At 63.7% G+C, this 22,568-nt stretch carries 11 protein-coding genes and 1 tRNA gene; 5 read left to right on the forward strand and 7 right to left on the reverse strand.

Annotated features, from left to right (window positions below; translation table 11 throughout):
- Positions 1–7: 7 nt before the first annotated feature.
- The 3 genes from ligA to smc all read right to left on the reverse strand — a co-directional run bounded on the left by ligA (position 8) and on the right by smc (position 6,846).
- A complete protein-coding gene (ligA, locus tag AC0969_RS07875) occupies positions 8–2,101 on the reverse strand; it encodes an NAD-dependent DNA ligase LigA (RefSeq protein ID WP_479623596.1) in 2,094 nt (697 codons plus the stop codon).
- Positions 2,102–2,281: 180 nt separating this feature from the next.
- A complete protein-coding gene (locus AC0969_RS07880) occupies positions 2,282–3,310 on the reverse strand; it encodes a cell division protein ZipA C-terminal FtsZ-binding domain-containing protein (protein WP_479623610.1) in 1,029 nt (342 codons plus the stop codon).
- 8 nt (positions 3,311–3,318) lie between these two features.
- Positions 3,319–6,846 (reverse strand): chromosome segregation protein SMC, encoded by a 3,528-nt coding sequence (smc, locus tag AC0969_RS07885; protein WP_479623597.1) that lies wholly within the window; start codon positions 6,844–6,846, stop codon positions 3,319–3,321.
- Between the two features lie 314 nt (positions 6,847–7,160).
- On the opposite strand from smc, the gene AC0969_RS07890 reads away from it, so the two are divergent.
- Together AC0969_RS07890 and AC0969_RS07895 are read left to right on the forward strand one after the other, a co-directional pair.
- The gene (locus AC0969_RS07890; RefSeq protein WP_479623598.1) at positions 7,161–7,385 is read left to right on the forward strand and encodes a glycine zipper 2TM domain-containing protein; all 225 of its coding nucleotides are present in this window, start codon (positions 7,161–7,163) and stop codon (positions 7,383–7,385) included.
- 565 nt (positions 7,386–7,950) lie between these two features.
- Positions 7,951–9,510: a methyl-accepting chemotaxis protein gene (locus AC0969_RS07895; RefSeq protein ID WP_479623599.1), complete on the forward strand. Its 1,560-nt coding sequence runs from the start codon at positions 7,951–7,953 to the stop codon at positions 9,508–9,510.
- Positions 9,511–9,523: 13 nt separating this feature from the next.
- Here the strand turns inward: AC0969_RS07895 and AC0969_RS07900 are convergent, their stop codons facing one another.
- Positions 9,524–11,161 (reverse strand): methyl-accepting chemotaxis protein, encoded by a 1,638-nt coding sequence (locus AC0969_RS07900; protein ID WP_479623600.1) that lies wholly within the window; start codon positions 11,159–11,161, stop codon positions 9,524–9,526.
- A gap of 266 nt (positions 11,162–11,427) precedes the next feature.
- Positions 11,428–15,477: a phosphoribosylformylglycinamidine synthase gene (gene purL / locus AC0969_RS07905; RefSeq protein WP_479623611.1), complete on the reverse strand. Its 4,050-nt coding sequence runs from the start codon at positions 15,475–15,477 to the stop codon at positions 11,428–11,430.
- 161 nt (positions 15,478–15,638) lie between these two features.
- On the opposite strand from purL, the gene map reads away from it, so the two are divergent.
- Complete coding sequence (gene map, locus AC0969_RS07910) at positions 15,639–16,454, forward strand: type I methionyl aminopeptidase (protein ID WP_479623601.1); 816 nt, start codon at positions 15,639–15,641, stop codon at positions 16,452–16,454.
- A gap of 17 nt (positions 16,455–16,471) precedes the next feature.
- On the forward strand, positions 16,472–19,099 hold the full coding sequence (locus AC0969_RS07915) for a [protein-PII] uridylyltransferase (protein WP_479623602.1): 2,628 nt from the start codon (positions 16,472–16,474) through the stop codon (positions 19,097–19,099).
- Here AC0969_RS07915 and AC0969_RS07920 read toward each other — a convergent pair.
- Together AC0969_RS07920 and AC0969_RS07925 are read right to left on the reverse strand one after the other, a co-directional pair.
- Entirely contained in the window at positions 19,096–21,423 is a 2,328-nt protein-coding gene (locus AC0969_RS07920; RefSeq protein WP_479623603.1) for a DUF3772 domain-containing protein, read from the reverse strand. The two genes, AC0969_RS07915 and AC0969_RS07920, sit on opposite strands and share 4 nt — an antisense overlap.
- A gap of 151 nt (positions 21,424–21,574) precedes the next feature.
- Positions 21,575–21,651 (reverse strand) — tRNA-Pro (locus tag AC0969_RS07925).
- Positions 21,652–21,764: 113 nt separating this feature from the next.
- Between AC0969_RS07925 and AC0969_RS07930 the strand changes: the two genes are divergently transcribed.
- Positions 21,765–22,397 carry a LysE family translocator gene (locus tag AC0969_RS07930; protein WP_479623604.1) on the forward strand — a complete coding sequence of 211 codons (633 nt, stop codon included), beginning with the start codon at positions 21,765–21,767 and terminating at the stop codon, positions 22,395–22,397.
- Positions 22,398–22,568 lie beyond the last annotated feature (171 nt).

Here is a 22,568-nt window from a genome sequence, read left to right on the forward strand (position 1 = left end):
CGGCAGTTTAGTCCGTTGCCGTATCCACCGGCTGCAACAACGCCAACATCCCCGCCTCGTCCAGCACGGTGATGCCCAGCGCCAGCGCCTTGTCCAGCTTGCTGCCCGCCTCGACTCCAGCGACGACATAACTGGTCTTCTTGCTCACAGAACCGGCCACCTTGGCACCTGCGGCTTCGAGCAGGTCTTTGGCTTCGTCGCGGCCCAGGGTGGGGAAAGTGCCGGTCAGTACGAAGGTCTGGCCCGCCAATGGCTTGGGAGCTTGTTGGGCGGGTTCGCCCTCTTCCCAGCGGATGCCGCAGGCGCGGAGTTGCTCGACCACTTCGCGGTTGTGCGGTTGGTCGAAGAAGGTGCGGATGGCCAGGGCAACGATGGGGCCGACATCGGCCACCTCCAGCAGTTGCTCAGACGTGGCATCCATCACGGCATCGAGCTTGCCGAAATGCCGGGCCAGCGCCTTGGCCGTGGCCTCGCCCACGTGGCGAATCCCTAAGCCAAACAGGAAGCGCGGCAAGCTGGTATTTTTGGATTTCTCCAGCGCGTCCAGAATGTTTTGCGCCGACTTGTCGGCCATGCGGTCCAGGGCGGACAAGGCGGTAAAGCCCAGCTTGTACAGGTCGGGCAAGGTGCGGATCACGCCGGTGTCCACCAGTTGCTCCACCAGCTTGTCGCCCAGGCCTTCCACCTCCACCGCGCGGCGGTGGGCGAAGTGCAGGATCGCCTCTTTGCGCTGCGCCGGACAAAACAGGCCGCCGCTGCAACGGTGGTTCATCTCGGTTTTTTCGCGCACGACCTTGCTGCCGCAAATGGGGCAGGCACGGGGCATGCGGAAGTTGGGGACGTACTGGGCACGCGGCTTGTCGATGATGCCCACCACCTCGGGAATCACATCGCCAGCCCGCCGCACGATGGCGGTGTCGCCCACGCGCACGCGCTTGCGGCGCAGCTCGAACAGGTTGTGCAAGGTGGCGTTAGTCACGGTGACACCGCCCACAAAGATGGGGGCCAGCCGCGCCACGGGCGTGAGCTTGCCGGTACGGCCCACCTGCACGTCGATGGCAGTGATGGTGGTGAGCTGCTCTTGCGCCGGGTATTTGTGCGCCACGGCCCAGCGCGGCTCGCGCGACACAAAGCCGAGCTGGCGTTGCAGGGCCAGGTCGTTGAGCTTGTAGACCACGCCGTCGATGTCATACGGCAGGCTATCGCGGGCCGCGCCGATGTGCTGGTGGTACGCTACCAATTCCGTAGCACCATGCGCAATAGCTACCTGCGCCGCGACCGGAAAACCCCATTTTTTGAGGGTTTGCAGCATCGCATAGTGCGTGTCGAACACTGGGCCGCCCTGCTCGGGCGCAGTCACCTCGCCCAGGCCGTAGGCGAAGAAGCTCAAGGGCCGCTGGGCCGCAATGCCCGGGTCGAGCTGGCGCACGGCACCGGCGGCGGCGTTGCGCGGGTTGACGAAGGTTTTGTCGCCCTTCTCGCGCTGGCGCTCGTTCAGCGCATCGAAGTCGGCCAAACGCATGTAGACCTCACCGCGCACTTCCAGCACGGGGGGGGGCACACCGATCAGGCGCAGCGGAATCTGCCGCATGGTGCGGATGTTTTGCGTGACGTCTTCGCCGTATTCGCCGTCGCCCCGGGTGGCGGCCTGCACCAGCACGCCATCCACGTAGCGCAGGCTCATGGCCAGGCCGTCGAACTTGGGCTCAGCCACGTATTCGACCGGCGGGTCCGCCTCGGTCAGCGCCAGCTCCTTGCGGATACGGATGTCGAAGTTTTGCGCGCCGCTGGGCTCGGTGTCGGTCTCGGTGCGGATGCTGAGCATGGGCACGGCGTGGCGCACCGAGGTGAATTCGGGCAGCGGCTTGCCGCCCACGCGCTGGGTGGGCGAATCGGCCGTCAACAGTTCGGGGTGCGCGGCTTCCAGAGCCCGCAAGGCGCGGAACACGCGGTCGTATTCGGCATCCGGCACCGTGGGTGCGTCCAGCACGTAGTAGCTGTGGCCCCAGGCGTTGAGCTGGGCGCGAAGTGCTTCTATTTCTGTAGCTGCTGGTGCAGTTTCTATATGCGCTGGAGTGCTAAAAAGGTCTGAATTTTGCATGGTAAATTTGGCTTGCTTGCACGGCTGTACCACCCCCACCCCAACCCTCCCCCGGAAGGGGAGGGAGCGATACGGGGTCCCGTATGACCCCCTCCCCCTTCGGGGGAGGGTTGGGGTGGGGGTGGGCCTCCAGCCGCAATGTGTGCATACGTTAGCCCCTGCCGGGGTGAGGGTTGTATGTCAGCTGAACAACCTGCGTGCCAGCACCGAGCCCGCTGCCAATTCCCGCGAGTCCAGCGTGTCGTACAGCTGCTCCAGCGAGGCACCGATGCCGTCCAGCGCGTCGCGCTGTAACGGGTGGCCCCGGTCGTCGGTCAGGCTGCCATCCATCGCGTCGGCTAAGGCAGCGGCCGTATCACGCAGGCGCACAAAGGGCTGCTCGGAGCGGTCTACCTGCGGAACGTCCAGGCTCAGGGTGATTTCGCGCAGGGCGGACTGGTCGGGGTCTTCGGCCAATGCGGCTTGCGCGTCGAACGCCAGCCCCAGGATAGGCGGCATGCCGGGCGTGGCGCTGGGCAGCACCATGCGGCCAGGGACCAGGCTGGGCACGAAGCCCAGGCGGGCGGCGTGCTGCTGCACGTAGCCGGGGCTCCAGGCGGCGTGCACGGCGCGCAGGGTGAAGCCGAGTTGGGCATCGTGGTCGTTGGCGAACTGGTCCAGCTCGCGGCCCCGGGCCACTTCTTCGCGCATCTCGGGGAATTCGGGCAGGCCGCTCACCGTGTCGGCGTAGGCCTGGGTTTTGATGACGAATTCGGAGTATTCGATCTCGTTGAGCGCACCGGTGCGGTTGGCCAGTTGCACCCCCGCCTGCAAGTGGCTGTAGCGCTGTCCGGCCAGCGGGGTTTCCCACTGCTGGCTGGCCACGTTCAGGCCCTCGATGGCAAAGGGTTTGCTGCCGACGCGGCGGGTGGGCGGCATGGCGGCCAGGGCGGCATCGCCAGACACCGGGTGCTCCAGTGCGATGGGGGCCAGCACGTCGATCAGCGCGTCCATGCCGGGCTTGCGCTCGGGCGTGGGCAGCGGGGGCAAGTCGCCACCGTCGAAGGCGGGGTCGCGGCGTTCGCCCGCCTCGTCGGCCTGCACGCTGGTGGGGGGGGCGGGGTCGGGCTGCTTGGGCGCATTTTTACGCGCCGACCAGGCATTAAAAGCGACGACAGAGGCCAGTACGGCGGCGCCGCCGACGGCCAAGCCGAGTTGTAAGGTGGTGATGGTCATGGTCATGTTGCTTCGGCCATAGATAAAGCCGACTCCATATCGACTGCCACGATGCGTGAAACGCCCTGCTCCTGCATGGTCACACCAATCAGTTGCTGGGCCATTTCCATGGCGATCTTGTTGTGGCTGATGAAAAGAAACTGGGTTTCGCGGCTCATGCTGGCCACCAGTTTGGCGTAGCGCTCGGTGTTGGCGTCGTCCAGCGGCGCATCCACTTCGTCGAGCAGGCAAAACGGTGCCGGGTTCAGCATGAATATCGCAAACACCAGGGCGATGGCGGTCAGGGCTTTTTCGCCGCCCGACAGCAGGTGGATGGTCTGGTTCTTCTTGCCCGGCGGCTGGGCAATCACCTGCACGCCGGAGTCCAGAATTTCGTCCCCGGTGATGACCAGGCGCGCATTGCCGCCGCCAAACAGCTCGGGGAACATCTTGCCGAAGTGGCCGTTGACGGTGTTGAAGGTGCCCGACAGCAGCTCGCGGGTTTCGCCGTCGATCTTCTTGATGGCGTCCTCCAGCGTAGTCATGGCTTCGACCAAATCGGCGGTCTGGGCATCTAAAAACTGCTTGCGTTCGGCGGCCACGGTCAGCTCGTCCAGCGCGGCCAGATTCACGGCCCCCAGCGCGGTGATTTCGCGGTTCAGGCGGTCGATTTCGCTTTGCATGCCGGGGATGCGCACATTGCCTTGCACGATGGACGTGGCAATGGCTTCCAGATCGGCGTTGGCCTCCGTCAACAACTGGCTGAACTGCTCGGAGCCCAGGCGCGCCGCCTGCTCTTTCAGCTGGAATTCGGTGATGCGCTGGCGCAGCGGGTCCAGGGCACGCTCGTTGTGCATGCGGGCTTCGTCGCTGGCGCGCAGGCGGGCCGTTAAATCGTCGTACTGGCTGCGCTGGGCGGCCATCTCGGCCTCGCGTTCCAGCTTCTGCGCCAAAGCGGTTTGCAGGCCACCCTGGGCGGCTGCGTCGTTCAGGCGGGCCAGCTCGTCCACGGCGCGTTGCTGCTCGTCGGTCAGGGCCACGGTTTGCTGCTGGGCCATGTCCAGCGAACGGGTCAGTTCTGCGCGGCGGGCTCCCAGGCTGCGCTGGGCAAAGGTGGCTTCTTGGGCTTGGCGCTCCAGGCTGCGCTGCTGCTCGCGGCATTCGGCTAGCTTGCGCTGCACGTCGATGACGCGCTCGTCGAGCTGGGCGTGGCGCTCCTGGCTGTCGGCGAGCTGCATGTCGAGTTCTTCAAACCGGCCTTCCGCATTGACGCGGCGCTCTTGCAGCTCGTCCAGCTGCCCTTCGACCTCGGCCAGGTCGCCTTCCAACTGCTGGCTGCGCACCCGCGCCTGCTCTGCCAACTGGCCCAGTCGCAGGGTTTCGACCTGCAACGCATGGGCCTGGGTTTGCGCCTCGGTGGCTTCGCGCCGGGCACTGACTAGCCGCTGCGACGATTCGTTATAAGCCGCTTCGGCCCGCACCAGGGCGTAGCGGGTTTCCTCGTTGATGAGGGTCTGGGCGCGCAGTTGTTTCTCTAGATTCTCGATCTCTTGCGCCCGCGCCAGCAGCCCGGCCTGCTCGGAGTCCGGCGCATAAAACGACACGCTGTGCAGGCCCACGGCATGGCCGCTTTGCACGTAGATCACCTCGCCCATTTGTAACTGGCTGCGCTGGTGCAGGGCATCTTCAAAGCTGGGGGCTGTGAAGCAGCCGTGCAGCCAGTCGCCCAGCAAGGCGGCCAGCCCGGCATCGTTGAGGCGCAGCAGGTCGGCCAAACGAGGCAAGGCGGCAGAATTTTGCGACGGGCCTGCGGGCGGCGGGCTGTAAAAGGCCAGCTTGGCGGGCGGCACGTCACGGCCATCCAGCCCGGCGAAGGCCCGCACCATCTCCAGCCGGGACACGGCCAGCGCGCCCATGCGCTCGCGCAGCGCGCCTTCCAGCGCGTTTTCCCAGCCCTGCTCGATGTGCAGCTGGGTCCAGATACCTTGCAGGCCGTCCAGGCCGTGGCGGGTCAGCCAGGGCTTGAGCTTGCCATCGGTTTTGACCTTTTCTTGCAAGGCTTTGAGGGCTTCCATGCGCGCTGACACATCGGCCTGGCGGGCAGATTCGGTGTTGACGGCGGCCTGTTTGGTGCGGCGGTCTTCGTCAAGTTGGGGCAAAAATTCTTGCAGGTCGTGCAGGCGGGCATCGGCGATGCTGGCGGCCTCGGTCGCCTCGTCCAACTGGGCTTGCAGCTGGCTTAAGCGCGCTTCATCGGGGGCGGCCAGGGCCTTTTTATCGGCCAGCAGGCGCTCAAAGCGCTGGTCGAACTGGCGGCTTTGCTCTTCGATGCTGCGCTGGTCGGCGGCCAGCACCTGGATCTGCTGCTGCACCTGCACCACGCCCGTGCGCTGCACGTTGGCATCGCGGCTGGCGGTTTGCAGGGCATCTTCCAGGTCGGGGATTTGACCGGCCTGCTCTTCCACCTGGGCGGCCAGCAGCTCGGCTTTTTCTTCGGCCTCGATGCCGGTGGCCTCTAAATTCTCTAGCTCGTACTGCGCGTCTTCTTGCCGCGTGGCCCATTGCTGGATTTGCTCTTTCAGGGTGGCCATGCGCAGCTCTACGCGCTGGCGGCCTTCCACCACGAAGCGGATTTCGCCCTCCAGCCGCCCCACTTCGGCGCTGGCCTCGTACAGCTTGCCCTGGGCACGGTTCACGGCATCGCCCGCGTCGTAATGCGCTTGGCGGATGGTTTCCAGCTCGGCTTCCACGTGGCGCAGGTCGGCGATGCGCGACTCCAGGTCGTTCACCGCCTGGGCGGCATCGGCTTGGACCTTGCTTTGGTCGGATTCGCTATCGACCTTCTTCAAAAACCAGAGCTGGTGTTGGCGCAAAGTGGCGCTGGCGTGCAAGGTGTTGTACTTATGCGCCACCTCGGCCTGCTTTTCCAGACGCTCCAGATTCGCGTTGAGCTCGCGCAGGATGTCTTCCACGCGGGTCAGGTTTTCACGCGTGTCGCTGAGGCGGTTTTCGGTTTCGCGGCGGCGCTCTTTGTATTTGGAGACCCCGGCGGCTTCTTCTAAAAACAGGCGCAGCTCTTCGGGGCGCGACTCGATGATGCGGCTGATGGTGCCCTGGCCGATGATTGCGTAGGCGCGTGGCCCCAGGCCGGTGCCGAGGAATACGTCTTGCACGTCGCGGCGGCGCACAGCCTGGTTGTTGATGTAGTAGCTGCTGCCGCCGTCGCGGGTCAGCACGCGCTTGACGGCGATTTCGGCAAACTGGCCCCACTGGCCGCCCGCGCGGTGGTCGTTGTTCTCGAACACCAGCTCCACGCTGGCGCGGCTGGCGGGCTTGCGGGTGGTGGTGCCGTTGAAAATCACGTCCTGCATCGATTCGCCGCGCAGCTCAGAAGCCTTGCTCTCACCCAGCACCCAACGCACCGCGTCCATGATGTTGGACTTGCCGCAGCCGTTGGGCCCCACTACGCCGACCAGCTGCCCGGGCAGGTGGAAGGTGGTGGGTTCGGCAAAGGACTTGAAGCCCGCTAGCTTGATGGATTGGAGGCGCACCGGGTGTGTATGTGGGGAGGGAGCTGTTGGGCGATTGGCATGCAGCCACAGGCTGCGCGAAGGCCTCAGAGTTTACCCGAGGCACAGGGCGCACCGCGGCGAAAAGCCTGAAAAACGCTATTATTTAAATAGCTCCTCACGCCCATCAAATAAGCGCTATAGGCTGATTTCATGCCCAATGTTGCAAACCATAGCGGTGGGGAACCGTGGGCCCGGTGTAGGACGGCAACTACAGCCAATGGCGGTAGCGTCCGCTAGGCGGCAGGCGCTGCGGTTTTCATACTGGAGCATCAACCCAACCACTGGAGCATTCCATGAAAAACCTACGCCCCTCCCTCACCAGCGCCACCTTCGCTGCCGCGCTGCTCGCATTGACCACCCTGGGCGGCTGCGCCGGCATGACGCACCAAGAAAAAGGCACCGCTACCGGCGCTGTCATCGGCGGTGTGGCCGGTAACGTGCTGGGTGGCGGGGTTTTAGGCACCGCAGCGGGCGCGGCAGTGGGCGGGGTGATCGGGCACGAGGCGACGAAGAAGTAGGCCCCGCCAAACGCCAACCCAGCAGGGGCGCAGAACCGCATTGCTGCATATTTGCCCCTGCCTCTGCGGGGGTACGGCAACCTTCACGTTAAAGCCTTATTTCTTATTGTTTATTGCTTGCTCAATAAGCAACGCCTACATCACTCCCATTACCGTTGCGCGACAGCTGTCCCAGCCAAAGCACTGGGTGCCAGCATTGGCTTGACCATGTTGTGTAGGGCACATACAGCCGACGGATGAAGAGTGGTCACTCTGGTCTTTAGTAAAGCTGCGCCCACACTGCGGCCAGTCCGCATCCCAGCCTATTAGTAGCGCCAAGGATGCCCAGCGCATTCTTCTAATAGTGCATCAAAATGTAACCACTCCCCCCTCTCCGAGTGCGCGGGGGCTATAACCCGTCCGGTAAGCTTGCCAAATGCCAAGGGCATTGCCGAAAGGTGGTTTGCGCGGGGCATTTACATCGGTATGTGCAGCTCCCCGCATAACTGGCAAAGTTATTGTTACGTTTACCTGCTGAAAAACCTGGGGCTTTTCCCTTTGACAACGCGTACAACCAAGACCCACTATGAACCCGCTCAACCGTTTCTCGATCCGTTTTCGCTTGTACTTCAGTACAGCCTTTTCATTGCTGTTGTTGGTTGTCATTGGTCTGGTGGGCTACTGGGCGCTGGACTCCACCCGGGGTACGGTGAAGGTGCTGGTGGAGCAAAAGGTGCAAACCCTGACCGATATGAACGAGCTGCGCATCACACTGGCACAGGTGCGGCGCAATGAAAAAGACATCATCATCAGCTTCAACAACGCGGTTGAAGTCGCCGTGCTGCGCGAGTCCTGGCAAAAATCGCTGCAAAGCTTTGGCAAAGCGGTAGCCGATTTGCGCAGCAGCCAAGGCAGTGACACCACCTATCTGAAGATGCTGGACACCGCCCAGGCCGAGATCAAGGCCTACACCGAGGGAATAGCCCCGGTGTTAACCCAGATCGAAGCGGCGCAGATCGACGGTGCGGTGGGCGGGGCGTATGCCGAACGGCAAAAGACCCACGTGGAGGCCATCGATGGCTTGCTGCAGCAGGCCGTCGCCACCTCGCGCGAAGAGATGCAGGCCGCGCAGGCCGGGATTGACCAGCGCACCCGGGTGTTGTCGGGCATCCAGTTGGGCATTCTGGTGCTGGCCCTGCTGGTGTTGATACCGCTCACCTTTTTTAGCGTGCGCAGTCTGACCCGGTCGCTGGCCCAGGCCTGCAACATCGCCGAGGAAATTGCCCAAGGCCATTTGTTTGTGCCGGTACAGGCGCAGCAAAACGACGAAATTGGCCAACTGGTCAACGCCATGGGACGCATGCAGGTGTTTTTGCGCGAACTGGTGTCGCAGGTGCAACTGGCGGCCCGCACCATCCATGCGTCCAGCACCGAAATCGCCGCAGGCAACCAGGACCTGAGCCACCGCACCGAGCACACCGCAGCCAACCTGGAAGAAACCGTGGCCGCCATGGCTGAACTCACCGGCAATGTGCAAATGAGCGCCCATGCCGCCGCCCAGGCCAACCAGATGGCCCAGTCGGCGGCCGAAGTGGCCACGCGCGGCGGCGAAGTGGTGTCGCAGGTGGTGGTGACCATGCACGAGATCAACGCTAGCTCGAAAAAGATTGCCGACATCATCAGTGTGATTGACGGGATTGCCTTTCAAACCAACATCCTGGCCTTGAATGCGGCTGTTGAAGCCGCCCGCGCAGGTGAGCAAGGCCGTGGCTTTGCGGTGGTGGCCAGCGAAGTGCGGCTACTGGCCCAGCGCTCGGCCCAGGCGGCCAAGGAGATCAGCGCGCTGATCGGCAGCTCGGTCGCCAAGGCCGACGAAGGCGCCAAGCTGGTGGCCCGCGCAGGTACCACTATGGACGACATCGTGGGCAGCGTGCAGCAGGTCACCACCATCATCCGCACCCTGTCCAGCCAGGCCAGCGGCCAAAGCAGCAGCATCGCCCAAATCAGCGAGTCAGTGGCCCAGGTGGACCAGGTGACGCAGCAAAACTCGGCTCTGGTGGAAGAATCTGCCGCCGCATCCGAGTCGCTGCGCGATCAGGCGGATGCACTGACCGAGGCGGTGAGCCGGTTCCGACTGGAGGTCTAAATCCAGAGGCAGATCAGCGGTATGCAACCGCGAGAGGCTGCACCGCGCTGCCACCGTGCATCGGCAGGGGGGTGGTCTGATCGGCTTCCAGCGTAAACACCGCCACCACCTGCACCAGATCATCGGCCTGGTTTTTAAGCCCACTCGCGGCGGCCGCCATTTGTTCAACCAGCGCAGCATTTTGCTGGTTGACCAGGTCCATCTGGGCCACGGCTTGCCCCACTTGCGACATACCTGTGCATTGCGTGGCACTGGCCACACTGATGGCGCCCATGATGTCAGTCACCCGGCGGATGCTGCCCACCACTTCGGCCATGGTGTTGCCGGCCTGGTCCACTAACACCACACCCTGTTCCACCCGCTGCACGCTGGCCGAAATCAGCAACTTAATTTCCTTGGCGGCATCTGCCGAACGCTGGGCCAGTAGCCGCACTTCGCTGGCCACCACCGCAAAACCACGGCCTTGCTCGCCTGCGCGAGCGGCTTCAACAGCCGCATTCAAGGCCAGGATGTTGGTTTGAAAGGCAATCCCGTCAATCACACTGATGATGTCCGCAATCTTGCGCGACGAGTCGTTGATGCCCTGCATGGTCTGAACCACCTGGCCCACCTCGTCGCCGCCGCGAATCGCCACCGTCGATGCCAGCAAGGCCAGCTGGTTGGCAGTGCGGGCGCTGTCAGCGTTCTCTTGCACTGTGGCGCCGAGCTCCTCCATCGACGCGGCGGTTTGCGCCAGTGCGCTGGCCTGGTGTTCGGTGCGTGCGCTGAGGTCGTGGTTGCCCTGGGCGATTTCCGAGCTGGCCGTGGCCACCCCTTCGGCCCCCTGCCGAATGGACTGCACGATTTGCGTCAACGAAGCCTGCATCCGTGCCATGGCCGAAACCACACTGTGCGCATCCCCGTGGCGCAATACCACCACGCCGCTCAAATCCGCATGGCTGATAGAGGTGGCCAGAGCCACCACCTCTGCCGGCTGCCCACCCAACTGTCGCAACAGATTGCGGCTGATAAACCACGCCAGCACGATGGACAACAACACCGATGCCGAAGCCACACTGGCCAGCACTAGTCGGGCCTGCACCACCGCTTCTCGGCCTTTGGCCTTGGCCTGCTCACCCTGTAGCAAATGGCCTTGCCAGAGTTTTTGCACTGACTGGTAAGCATTTTGGTAACTTTGCTGGCTGGGGCCGTTGAAGAAATCGCTGGCTTCTATGGCCCGCTCCTCTTCCGCACCCGCAGCCGAGTTGGACATCTGGAAAAACGTGCTGCGCAGATCGTGGTATTTGGCAACCGAGTCGAGCATTTCTTTGTGCAGCACCGGGTCTACCAGAGCGCTACCGACGGTGTTGTAATGCGCCAAAACGGCATCAAAATCTTTCACCGCCGCCTTCACCACCAGCTCCTCACGGTCTTTGGCGGGCATGTTCAAAGTGGAGAGATGGCGGAGCTCGGAAATACGCACGCCCTGCAATTTGTCATTCACATCGCCCAGCGCCGTCAGTGCAGGCAGCGTGGTATCGACCAGCGACTCAAAATCGCCATGGATGGCGAGAATCCGGCTCCAGGCGGTCAAGGCCAGCCATAAAACCAAGGCGACTACCAACCCAAAAGCCCAGCCCAGCTGGCGACCCACCCGAATTTTGGAAAGCATTTTTAAATGTACCCGTGTGCCGTGCGTCATAGACCCGGCATTGCCTGCATGAACCGGTTTCACCCAGCTACAGCGGGTGCGGACTTCAGATACATGAGCTTACATTTACGGCAGCAATCCCACCCATACCCTGCCCCCAAAAGCTGGTACGAAATAGTTTCCTGCGCCAAGTGGATTCCCTAGGTACGTGGGCTACAGCAATGCCCAAACCCCAACCCAGGCAGCGCCGGTGGGTCAGGGATGGACCTGAAAACCCCTTACGGTGGTTAACCCAACCAACGCCGCGCGTTGTGCCAGAGCTGCATCCAGGGGCTGAAGTCGCTGGTGTCGCCGCTGGTCCAGCTCATCTGCACGTTACGGAACACGCGCTCGGGGTGGGGCATCATGGCGGTGAAGCGGCCGTCGGCGGTGGTCACGGCGGTCAAGCCACCGGCGCTGCCGTTCGGGTTGGCGGGATAGGCCTCGGTGGCGGCGCCGAAGTTGTCCACGAAGCGCATCGCGGCGATGGCCTGGGCTGCATCGCCCCGGGTGGCGAAGTTGGCGTAGCCCTCGCCGTGTGCCACCGCAATCGGCAGGCGGCTACCGGCCATGCCTTGCAGGAACACGCTGGGCGATTCCAGCACTTCCACCATGGACAGCCGGGCTTCAAAGCGCTCGCTGCGGTTGGTGGTGAAGCGCGGCCAGGCTTGTGCGCCGGGGATGATGTCGGCCAGCTCGGCAAACATCTGGCAACCGTTGCATACGCCCAGGGCCAAGGTGTCCTGGCGGGCGAAGAAGGCTTTGAACTCTGCCGCCAGCACCGGGTTGAAGGTGATGCTGCGCGCCCAGCCGATGCCTGCGCCCAAGGTGTCGCCGTAGCTGAAGCCGCCGCAGGCCACCACAGCCTGGAAGTCGGCCAGCTTGGCACGGCCGGTTTGCAGGTCGGTCATGTGCACGTCGAAGGCATCAAAACCGGCTTCGGTAAAGGCGTAGGCCATTTCGGTATGCGAGTTCACGCCTTGCTCACGCAGCACGGCGACCTTGGGGCGGGTGAGCATCAACGCTGGGGATGCTACTATTTTAGTAGCTGCTTGCGCAAATACCACCTGCGCTAGAGCACTATTTGGCTCTATAAATACATGCAGGCCCGGATCGGCGGGCGCACCGGCGGCAGCGTGCTCGGCATCGGCCCCAGCGGGGTTGTCGCGCTGCTGGCAAATCTTCCAGCTCACGCTGTCCCACACCTGGTGCAGGTCGGCCAGCTTGGCGCTGAACACGGCCTTGGCATCGCGCCACACCTGCACTTCGCCCACGCCCGCCTTGATAGCACTGTCGGCAGGCCGGGTTTTGCCGACGATGTGGCTGTGCTTGGCCAGGCCGTGCGCGCGCAGGGTTTGGATGGCGGCATCGCGGTCAGAGGTACGCACTTGCAGCAGCACGCCAAGTTCTTCGGTGAACAGGGCTTTGAGCGTCAGCTCTTCGCGGCGCGGGCCGACCTGGCCCGCCCAGTTTTTGCTGTCGCCCACGTCCATGCGGCTGTCGCTGATGCCGTCGCCCTCAGTGACCAGCAGGTCCACGTTCAAGGCCACGCCTACGTGGCCCGCAAAGGCCATTTCGCAGGCGGCTGCAAACAGACCGCCGTCACTGCGGTCGTGGTAGGCCAGCAATGTGGGGCGCAGCGCGTTAACGGCGTTGACCAGGTTCACCAAATCCTGCGGGTCGTCCAGATCGGGCACGGTGTCGCCCACTTGGTTCAGGGTTTGCGCCAGGATGCTGCCGCCCATGCGGTTTTGGCCCTTGCCCAGATCGACCAGGATCAGCGTGGTGTTCTCGGTGGCGTTGAGCTGCGGGGTCAGCGTGCCGCGCACATCGGCCAGGGTGGCGAAGGCGGTGACGATCAGGCTCACCGGCGAGGTGACCTTTTTCTTGTCGTCCGCATCTGTCCACTGCGTGCGCATTGACAGACTGTCTTTGCCCACGGGGATGGAAATACCCAGCGCCGGGCACAGCTCCATGCCCACGGCTTTCACGGTGGCATACAGGGCGGCATCTTCGCCGGGCTCGCCACACGCGGCCATCCAGTTGGCGGAGAGCTTCACGCGGGGCAGCTCAAACGGTGCGGCAAGCAGGTTGGTAATCGCCTCGGCCACCGCCATGCGGCCGGATGCGGGGGCGTTGACTGCGGCCAGCGGCGTGCGTTCGCCCAGGGCCATGGCTTCGCCCGCAAAGCCTTGGTAGTCGGCCAGGGTCACGGCGCAGTCTGCCACCGGCACTTGCCAGGGGCCGACCATCTGGTCGCGGTGGCTCATGCCGCCGACGGTACGGTCGCCGATGGTGATCAGGAAGCGCTTGCTGGCCACGGTGGGGTGGGCCAGCACGTCGATGGTGGCTTTTTGCAGGCTCACGCCGGTCAGGTCCACCGGGGCAAACTGGCGAGCAACGGTTTGCACGTCGCGGTGCATCTTGGGCGGCTTGCCCAGCAGCACGTTCATGGGCATATCGACCGGGCTCTGAGCCTCTGCGTCCGCAACGATGAGCTGGCGTTCTTCGGTCGCCACACCGACCACCGAGAACGGGCAGCGCTCGCGTTCGCACAAAGCGGTAAAGGCCGCCAGCGACTCCGGCGCGATGGCCATCACGTAGCGCTCCTGGCTTTCGTTGCACCAGATTTCCTTCGGGCTCATGCCGCTCTCTTCCAGCGGCACGGCGCGCAGGTCGAAGCGTGCGCCCCGGCCTGCGTCGTTGGTCAGCTCGGGAAAGGCGTTGCTCAGACCGCCTGCGCCCACGTCGTGGATGGCCAGGATGGGGTTTTCAGCGCCTTGCATCCAGCACTGGTTGATGACTTCCTGCGCCCGGCGTTCGATCTCGGGGTTGCCGCGCTGCACCGAATCGAAGTCCAGCGAGGCCGCGTTGGCCCCCGTGGCCATCGAACTGGCCGCGCTGCCACCCATGCCGATGCGCATGCCGGGGCCGCCCAATTGGATGAGCAGCGAACCGGCGGGGAATTCGATCTTGTGCGTCTGCGTAGCGTCAATCGTGCCCAGGCCACCGGCCAGCATGATGGGCTTGTGGTAGCCACGGCGGATGCTGTCCACGTCGGAGGTGACGGTTTGCTCGTATTCGCGGAAGTAGCCCAGCAGGTTGGGCCGGCCGAATTCGTTGTTGAAGGCCGCGCCGCCCAGCGGGCCTTCGGTCATGATGCTTAAGGGACTTGCGATGTGCTCGGGCTTGCCGATGGACACGTCGCCCTCTTGCGGCCAGAGTTTGGAGACGGTAAAGCCGGTCAGGCCCGCCTTGGGCTTGGAGCCACGGCCGGTAGCGCCTTCGTCGCGGATCTCGCCGCCCGCGCCGGTGGACGCGCCGGGGAACGGCGAGATGGCGGTGGGGTGGTTATGGGTTTCCACCTTCATCAGCACGTGGTGCAGGGCGCTACTTTTTTCATAGCTACTTGCGCTTATTCCATATGCGCCAGAGGCTGATTTTGCTAAAAATCGCTCAATCTCCACGCCTTCCATGACGGAGGCGTTGTCCGAGTACGCCACCACGCTGTGCTGCGGTGCCAGCTGGTGGGTGTTGCGGATCATGCCGAACAGGCTCTTGGGCTGGGCTACGCCGTCGATGGTGAATTCGGCGTTGAAGATTTTGTGGCGGCAGTGCTCGCTGTTGGCCTGGGCGAACATCATCAGTTCCACGTCGCTGGGGTTGCGCTTGAGCGTGGTGAAGGCGTTGACCAGGTAGTCGACTTCGTCCTCGGCCAAGGCCAGGCCGAATTCGGTGTTGGCTGCAAGCAACGCAGCGCGGCCACCACCCAGCACATCCACCTGGGCCAATGGGGCGGCCTCTAACGCGGTGAATAGCTCTTGGGCTTGGCTGCGGTCCAGCATGGCGCTCTCGGTCATGCGGTCGTGCAGTAGGTCGGCGACTTGGGCCAGTTGCTCGGCGGACAACACTGTTTTGCCCAGTAGCGGCTGCAATAACGGTTGCTTCAGGGTCAAGCGGTATTCAACAAACCGCTCGACCCGGCGCACCGCCAGACCGCAGTTGTGGGCGATGTCGGTGGCCTTGGAGGCCCAGGGCGACACCGTGCCAAAACGCGGCGTGACCACCAACAACGGGCCTTCGGTGGGGCCGGCATACGGGTCGCCATAGGCCAGCAAACCCGCCAGTTGATCCTGCACTTCTGTAGCCAATGGTGTATCGCTGGCCACCAAGTGCACAAAACGTGCAGACACGCCGGTGAACTTGTCGTGAATGGCTTGCAGCCGGGGCAGAATTTGCTGAACGCGGAAGTCGCTAAGGGCGTTGCCGCCTTCAAACAGAGAGATATGCAAGGTCACGGTGGCGGCCTGGTTGGGGAAGAATGGGGGCTGGGTGGCCCGGTGGCCCAGCGCGCAAATTGCTGGTACGGGCAAACCCTAGAGCGCAGAATTTTAACGGCTGCGCGGACTCCGAATGCGGCTGCTGCAACCCATCGCGGCATCTAGGATAATTAAAGGCTATGACCATCACATACAAAGACGCAGACGGCATCGCAGGGATGCGCGTCGCGGGCCGCCTGGCTTCCGAAGTTCTCGACTACCTGACCCCCCACGTGGTGCCCGGCATCACCACCAACCAGCTCGACAAACTGGCGCATGACTACATCACCCAGGTGCAAGGCGGCATTCCGGCCCCTTTGAACTACACCGGCGGCGGCAACATCCCCTACCCCAAGTCGATCTGCACCTCGGTGAATCACCAGGTCTGCCACGGCATCCCCAATGACAAGCAGCTCAAAAAAGGCGACAGCGTCAACATCGACGTGACCGTCATCAAAGACGGCTGGCACGGCGACACCAGCCGCATGTTTATTGCCGGCGAAGGCAGCATCATTGCCAAGCGGCTGGCGGCGCTGACCTATGACGCCATGTGGCACGGCATCAAAATGGTCAAGCCCGGCATCCATCTGGGCGACATCGGCCATGCGATCCAGCGCTTTACTGAGAGCAACGGCTTTAGCGTGGTGCGCGAGTTCTGCGGCCACGGCATTGGCCGGGTGTTCCACGAAGAGCCGCAAGTGCTGCACTACGGCCGCCCCGGCACGCTGGAGATGCTGAAACCCGGCATGGCCTTCACCATCGAACCGATGGTCAACGCGGGCAAAAAAGAGATCAAAAACGGCCCCGAAAAAGACGGCTGGACCATCGTCACCAAAGACCACTCGCTCTCCGCCCAGTGGGAACACACGATTTTGGTCACCGAGACCGGCTACGAGGTGCTGACCCTGTCCGCTGGCAGCCCTGCAATCCCCGCCTTCGTACCGGCACAGACGTGAAGCGCGATGCGGGCCCCATGCCTGAGATAGGCGACATCCCCGCGCTGCGGGCCCACTATCTGCTGGAAAAAGCCCGTCTGCTGGAGGCCGTGCGCGATAGCGGCGCCAGCATTCGGGGCGTGCGGGCGGCGCTGCAAAACCTGTCCCAGCTCAGCGACGGTATCTTGCGCGGCCTGTGGCGCATCGCCGGTTTTACCGCGCCCTGTGCGCTGGTGGCAGTGGGCGGATTTGGCCGGGGCGAGTTGTTCCCCAGCTCCGACATCGACGTGCTGATACTGCTGCCCGAAGGTATTTCGCCCGAGGCCGACCCGGCCCTCAAAACCCGCATTGAAAGCTTTATCGGCAGCTGCTGGGACACCCGACTGGAGATCGGCTCCAGCGTGCGCAGCGTAGACGAGTGCCTGAGCGAAGCCGCCAAAGATGTGACGGTGCAAACCTCGCTGCTGGAGTCGCGCCTGATCGTTGGCGACCCCAAGATGTTCCAGCAGTTCTGCCAGCGCCTGTCGGATGCGCTCGACCCGCGTGCGTTTTTTGTCGCCAAAACGCTGGAAATGCGCCAGCGCCACAACAAATTTGAAAACACCCCGTTTTCGCTGGAACCCAACTGCAAGGAATCGCCCGGCGGCCTGCGCGATCTGCAAATGATTCTGTGGGTAGCCAAGGCCGCCCGGCTGGGCAAAACCTGGGACGAACTGGTGCGCAGCGGCATCGCCACCCCGCACGAGGCCAAGCAGCTCAAGCGCAACGAAGCCCTGCTATGCCTGATCCGCGCGCGCCTGCACCTGGTGGCCGGGCGGCGCGAAGACCGGCTGGTGTTCGATCTGCAAACGGCGGTGGCCGAATCCTTTGGCTACAGCTCCGCATCGGACGACGGCACCCGCCTGCCGGTACGGGCCAGCGAAGCACTGATGCGCCGCTACTACTGGACCGCCAAGGCCGTCAGCCAGCTGACCCAGATCATGCTGCTCAACATCGAAGAGCGGCTCAACCCCTCCACCCACACACTGCGCCCGCTGAACGACCGGTTTTTCGAAAAAGCCGGGATGATCGAGGTGGCCAGCGACGACCTCTACACCCGCCAGCCGCACGCCATTCTGGAAACCTTTTTGCTGTTTCAGACCACCGTGGGCGTACACGGCCTGTCGGCCCGCACCCTGCGTGCGCTATACAACGCACGCGGCCTGATGACCGCCAAGTTCCGCAGCGACCCGGTGAACCGGGCCACGTTCTTGGCGATTTTGCAGGCCCCCTCGGGCATTACCCACGCCCTGCGGCTGATGAACGACACCTCTGTGCTGGGGCGCTACCTGTGGGTGTTTCGGCGCATCGTCGGGCAGATGCAGCACGACCTTTTCCACGTCTACACCGTGGACCAGCACATCCTGATGGTGCTGCGCAATGTGCGCCGCTTCTTCATGGCCGAGCATGCCCATGAATACCCGGCCTGTTCGCAACTGGGCGCGGGCTGGGACAAGCCCTGGATTCTGTTTGTGGCGGCGCTGTTCCACGACATTGCCAAAGGCCGGGGCGGTGACCATTCCGATCTGGGCGCCATTGAGGCACGGCGTTTTTGCAAACAGCACGGCATCCAGCCCGAAGACAGCCAACTGATCGAATTTTTGGTCAACGAGCACCTGACCATGAGCCGGGTGGCGCAAAAAGCCGACCTGAGCGACCCCGACGTGATCGCCGCCTTCGCCAAGCGCATGGGCAACGAGCGCAACCTCACCGCGCTGTACCTGCTGACGGTGGCCGACATCCGGGGCACCAGCCCCAAGGTGTGGAACGCCTGGAAGGGCAAGCTGCTAGAGGACCTGTTTCGCACCACCATCCGCACCCTGGGTGGTCGTGCGCCCGACCCGGATGCCGAAATCGAAGCCCGCAAGCGCGAGGCGCTGGTGCTGCTGGCCCTGCACGCCCAGCCCTTCGAGTCGCACAAGCTGCTGTGGGACACGCTGGACGTGGGCTACTTCATGCGCCACGACGCGGCCGACATCGCCTGGCACACACGCCAACTTTCACGCCACATCGCCAAAACCCCGGCGGCACTGGATGGGGCCGACAAAGCCATCGTCCGCGCCCGCCTGTCGCCGGTGGGCGAAGGCCTGCAAGTGATGGTCTACACGCCCGACCAGCCCGATCTGTTTGCCCGGATTTGCGGCTTCTTTGACCAGGCCGGCTTCAGCATCGTCGATGCCAAAGTACACACCGCCCGCAACGGCTATGCGCTGGACACCTTCCAGGTGGTCACCACCATGCTGCCCGAGCACTACCGCGCGCTCACCAGCATGGTCGAAAACGACCTGGACCTCACCTTGAACCAGCAAGGTCCGCTGCCCCCACCCAGCAAGGGCGGCCGGGTATCGCGCCGGGTCAAAAGCTTCCCTATCGCCCCGCGCGTGGACCTGCGGCCCGACGACAAAGCCCAGCGCTGGCTGCTGTCCATCTCGGCCAGCGACCGTGCCGGTTTGCTGTATCTGGTGGCCCGGGTGCTGGCCAAGCACAACCTGAGCGTGCAACTGGCCAAGGTGTCTACCCTGGGCGAGCGGGTAGAAGACAGCTTTTTGATCCAGGGCCCAGAGCTGCAATACAACCGCAACCAGATCGAGATCGAAACCGAACTATTGCAGGCACTCGCAGCTTAATCTGGGGCCACTGCCGCCACCGGCGGCGGTGTTTCGCGCAGCACCATCGTGGCCGGGTTGGCCAGCGGCAGCTTGGCTTCGCGCAGGCGCTTGAGCACCTCGAACAACACATCACTGCGCACGCTGTAGGCCAGCCGGGGCGAGGCCACGTAGCCGGTGGCGTTGAACACCAGTTTGCCGTTGTCGATGCCGTCCAGCGCCACGCTGGCGGCGGGCGTGGCCTGCATCTGGGCATGGCCGTTAAAGGCGCCCAGCACCAGGTCGTACACCTGCTGCACATCGGTGTCTAGTGGCATCGGCAACTTGATCTGCACCAGGCCCAGCGGGCTGTCGTGGGTCACGTTGCGCACGGTCTTGGTGATGAACTCGGAATTCGGCACGATCACCGTGGAGCGGTCGCCCATCTGGATCTCGGTAGCCCGCACGTTGATGCGGCGGATATCGCCCTCCACACCGCCCAGCACCACCCAGTCGCCCACTTTCACCGGCCGCTCGGCCAGCAAGATCAGGCCGGACACAAAGTTTTGCACCACCGCCTGCAAGCCAAAGCCGATACCCACCGACAAGGCGCTGGCCACCCAGGCCACCCGCTCCAGCCCAATGCCCACGGCAGACAGCGCCAGCGCCACCACCAGCACCCCACCCGCGTAGCCAAACAGCGCGCTGGTGGACATTTGCATGCCGTCGTCCAGATTGGTGGTGGGCAGCAATTGCTCGACCAGCCAGCGCTTGAGCAGGCGCACGCACGACAGACCCACCACCAGCACGGCCAGCGCCAGAAATACCGCCGTGGGCCGCACCTGCACCTCGCCAATCGCCAGCCCATCGCTGAACTGGGTGGCGCGGTTCAGCAGCTCGGGCGGCCCATCGCCAAACGGCGACAGCACCGAGGTCAAGGCCACCAGGGCCACCAAGGCGCGGCCCACGCCCGAGACCAGCACCGCCGCCTGGTCGCGCATGCGCCAAGCACCGGGGGGCATGGCATCCGGGCTGTTGGTGGCCAGCCAGCCCATGCACATATCTTCGATCAGCACGCACAGCAAATAACTGGTGCTGGTGACCATCGCCGTCCACGCCAGTTGCCGCACCATGAAGCCGCCCAGCGCCACATAGCCCAGCAGCAAGGCCACCACGCTGCCCACCAGCACCAGCCACACCAGGGCGGCCAGCACGCTCAGCCACAGCGGGCGCGGCGGCACGCGGTCGGCATCGGGGCTCTGGTCAGCGCTTTCCAATTGGCGGCGCAGGCGCTCGCCCCGGCCCACGGCCACCACCATGCTGAGGCCCAGCACCAGCGCCAAAATGCAGTTCAAGGCCACCGTGGTGGCCAGGCTGGCATTGACCAATGCGTACAGCCGCTCCACCAGCCAACCCGCCGTGGTGATGGTGGCAAACACCAACGGAAACCAGCCCAGCCCGGAGGCCACTGCGTCTGGCAAGGCCAGCAGCCGCCAGCTGGGCCGGTCGGCGGCCAGCAGCGCCCGGCCCAGGCCCAGCACATAGCCGCCAAAGCAGGACAAGCCCAGGCTGTACAACAACAAGGCATGCGGCAAGGCCGACAGATCCGCCCGCCATTCCAACCCGCTGCGCACGATCACCGCGCCCAGACCCCACACCAGCACCGACAAGCACGTGCGCACCACGGCAAACAGCGAGCGGCGCAGGCGGCCATGCGGAATCCGCGTGGTGGCCAGGTGCAGCAGCAGCGTTTTGGCCTGGCGGTGGGTCCACATCAACAGCGCCAAGGCCGCAGCCATAGTCAGCCACACACCCACCGATGCAGTGCGCAGCGCCCGCCACAGCTCGCCCACCAGGGCACCCAAACGACCGGCATCGGCCGCAAAGCTGCCGCGCAACTCGTTCCAGAACGCCGGGGCCAGGATGGAGGCGGTACGGCGGCCCAGCTCAGTCTGGAATTCGGCGCGGCGCTGCACCGCGATCTGGTCGGCCAGTTGACCGGCCTCTACCGCGACCAAACCGGCCAGCTTCACCTGGGCATCCAGCGCGTTGCGGCTTTTGTCGAGCTGGCTGCGCAGGGCGGCAATGTCGGGACTTTCTTTTTTGTCGGCAGGCGGCGTGCCCAGCTCAGCCAGCCGCTCTTGCACGCTGCTGCGCTGGGGCTCCAGTGCTTCCACCATCGTCTGGGCCTGTACCTGCGCCGCCAACGCATTGCTGCGCCAAGCTTGCAAGTCGGCATCGGGGCCGGGGTTGGCCAGATTCTTCTGCGTCGCATCGACCTGCTGACGCAACTGGTCCAGCGCGTCGTCTACCGTGCGGTCCACCGTTTGCGCCCCGGCAGCCACGGCAGCCACGGCCAGAAGCATGGAAAAAATTAAGCCAAAAAGGCCTCTAACGCATATAGAACCTGCGCGGGTAGCTATTAATTGCATAGTATTTTTATCCTTCAACCGGGCATGCAATCGGGCATGAAAAAAGCCACCAAGAGAAACCTCTTGGTGGCTTATGTTCATTCAATGGTCGGGGCGAAAGGATTCGAACCTTCGACCCTCTGGTCCCAAACCAGATGCGCTACCAGGCTGCGCTACGCCCCGACAAGTCTTGTATTCTACAACGAGTTTTTAGGGGTTCTAGAAACCCCGTAGCAAAAATTTTGCAAATCCTGTGGTCTACCATCGTGCTCTCCGTTCAACCCCCAACTTACTCCATGACACTTTCTACCTACCTGCTGTATCTGGCCGCTGTATCTGTACTGGTGCTGTCGCCCGGCCCCACCATGCTGATGTGTATTACCCGGGCCTTGCAGCACGGCTGGGTGCGCGGCATTGTGGCGGGCCTGGGCAGCGTCACGGCGGCGCTGGGCATCATGCTGCTGTCGGCCCTGGGGCTGGGCGCGGTGTTGGCGGCATCGGAAACGGCGTTTACCGTGCTCAAGCTGGTGGGCGCCGCGTATTTGATTTACCTGGGCATCAAGACCTGGCGCAGCCCGGCCCTGGCATTCAACCCGGCCAGCGCAGACTCCGCAGCCCTGCCCTCGCTGCGCGTCTGCTACGTGCAAGGGCTGATGGTGGGGGCCAGCAACCCCAAGGCACTGCTGTTCTTTGCCGCGTTTTTCCCGCAGTTTTTAAACCCGGCCGCTGCCTGGGGCCCGCAGATGGGCATCTTGGCCGCCACCTTCACGGCGATGGAAATATCGGTGCTGACGCTGTGCGCGCTGGGCACGGCCCGCATCGCCCCGTTTTTAGCCTCTAGCGCCCATGTGCGCTGGATCAACCGCATCTGCGGCGGCCTGTTTGCGGCGATGGGCGGCATCCTTCTGTCGGTACGCCGCCATGCCTAAACTATCAATTTAATAGCTGCTTACGCTTATTCCATAAGCGCAATAGCCATTAAATAGGCTCTCTTCCGTTTCGGGTGGCGCACCACGGGCTAGAAAATTGTGTTGACATCCAATCCCAAAGGAGAAACACAAATGCAAGAAGCGTTATTTTGCCAAGCACTGGGACTGTCA

It is taken from the genome of Rhodoferax sp. LB1P47 (assembly GCF_056521445.1).